Source organism: Chloroflexota bacterium, from assembly GCA_015478725.1.
Taxonomy (GTDB): Bacteria; Chloroflexota; Limnocylindria; order Limnocylindrales; family CSP1-4; genus C-114.
This window is the reverse complement of sequence record JADMIG010000087.1, coordinates 1-1,892: the sequence shown is the minus strand read 5'-3', so window position 1 is coordinate 1,892 and position 1,892 is coordinate 1. Positions and strand designations below refer to the sequence as shown.

Here is a 1,892-nt window from a genome sequence, read left to right as displayed (position 1 = left end):
GTGCCGTCGGTGCCGTCGGTGCCGTCGGTGCTGTGGAGCAGGGTGGTGTAGTTGATCCGCGCTTCGAGCCGCTGGGTGTGGGTGGTGTCGATCAGCGCGAGGTAGTCGATCCCGGTCGGTTCGGGTGCGGTGTCGGGCTGCTCGGGGCGGGCCTTGGGGTGGGAGTGGCGCCCGATGGTGAACGCCACGGCGACCCCGAAGCTGCGTCCGCTGTAGCGGACGGCGAGCTCGGTGAGGTCGAAGGGGTCGAAGACCAGCTCGACGCGACGCCCGATGAGCAGCTCGTCGACCTGGTACTGGTTGGCGTGCAGCGAGACCGTCGCGGTCTTGGCGACCGTGCGGTACTCGCTCCACAGAAACGCCTCCCGCAGAGCCGCCGGGGACGGGCGGGGCAGCGGGTCGGGCACGCCTTCGCTCCAGCGGGCCAGCGGCGGCGCCCCGGTCTCGGAGTGCACGCCCGGGTGGTAGACGGTCTCGACCCAGGCGGTGAACAGCCGGTTGAGCCCGCCCAGGTCACCCACCTGCGCGAGGCGGTCGGCGGTGAGCTCGACGAGGAACTGATCGCGCACGGTCCGGAAGAACCGTTCGATCTTCCCACGGCCCTGCGGGCGGCCGGGCGTGGAGTGCACCAGCTTGATCCCCAGGCTCGCGCAGCCGCGCAGCAGCCAGGAATCGACAAAGGCGGACCCGTTATCAACGTAGATCGACTCCGGGACGCCGCGGGCGGCCAACGCCGGGCGCAACGCCGCGGCCAGGCGCACGACGTCCTCGTGGTAGCCGAACCGGGCGGCCATCACCGCCCGAGACCGATCATCCAAGAACGCGAACAGGTAGGTTTTGCGGCCGCCGACGGTGGGGCCGTGCAGGGCGTCACCGACCCACAGCTCGTTGCACCGGTCGGCCTCGAACCGGCCGAACACCGCCGGCGCGGCCGCACCCTCGCGCCCGTCGTCGCCGCCGAGTGCGCCGGTGAGGGCGAGGCGTTCGAAGTGGCGTTGCAGGGTCCGCTCCGAGGGCGCCCACCCCGACTGGGCCCGCAGGACCCGCCCCACCTGCGCGGCGGTGCGCCCGGGGTTCTCCCGCTTGAGCGCCGCGGCCACCGCGAGCACCTCGGCCGGGGTGCGGGCCTGCACCCGGGCCGGCTGAGGCACCAGTGCCTCGAACCCGCCGGCCCGCCACAACCTCGCCCACCGGTCGATCGTGTGCCGCGACACCCGCACCTGCTCCCCGAACGGGCCGGCGTGGGCGCGCTGGGCCAGCCCACGGACCAGGACCCCACGCTGGCGGGTGGACAGCGTCGGGTCGATCACCTCCTGGACCAGCTCATAGCGGAACAGCGCCACCCGCCGGGCCCGTTCCGCCCGCCGCCGCGCCTGCTCATCGATCTCGGTCACTGCCACTCCTCACGCTCGGAAGATCGTCCGCGCGGAGCCTGGCGGTCCGGTGATCACCTCACCAGGGGCGACTCGTGTTGATCGACATCGGGGTGCCGGTCGAGGCCAGGAGCCGACCGGAGGTGACCGCGACCGCCAGCTCCCACGCCGACAACCCGCTCACCACCGCGCCCCACCGCCCGACGACGGCCACCGCCGCGGCGAGGACCGCGGCGACCGCGTCACCCAGCCCGGTCGCGGCCGGGGTCGGGAGCACCGCCAGCGGGTCCAACCCGACCAGCAGCGCGGTGAACCCCGACCGCAGCGCCTCGGCCCGGCCACCGAACCGGCGCAGCCAGCCGCGCACCGTCGCGGGCGGACGTTGCAGCCGCTCGGCGATCTGTCGATGTCCTCGACCCGCCGCCCCCAGCCCCAGCGCGGCGCCGATCACCTCGACGGTGTCCGCGCGCCGCAGCAGAGCCCGCACCGGCAACAACACGTGCGTGCGGGCGCACCCCG

At 74.0% G+C, this 1,892-nt stretch carries 2 protein-coding genes; both read right to left on the bottom strand.

Annotated features, from left to right (window positions below; all coding sequences use genetic code 11):
* Nucleotides 1–1,394: DDE-type integrase/transposase/recombinase (locus IVW53_15855; GenBank protein MBF6607038.1), on the bottom strand; the 1,394-nt coding region annotated here is incomplete at its 3' end.
* A gap of 58 nt (nt 1,395–1,452) precedes the next feature.
* On the bottom strand, nt 1,453–1,872 hold the full coding sequence (locus IVW53_15850) for a helix-turn-helix domain-containing protein (protein MBF6607037.1): 420 nt from the start codon (nt 1,870–1,872) through the stop codon (nt 1,453–1,455).
* Between the last annotated feature and the right edge of the window lie 20 nt (nt 1,873–1,892).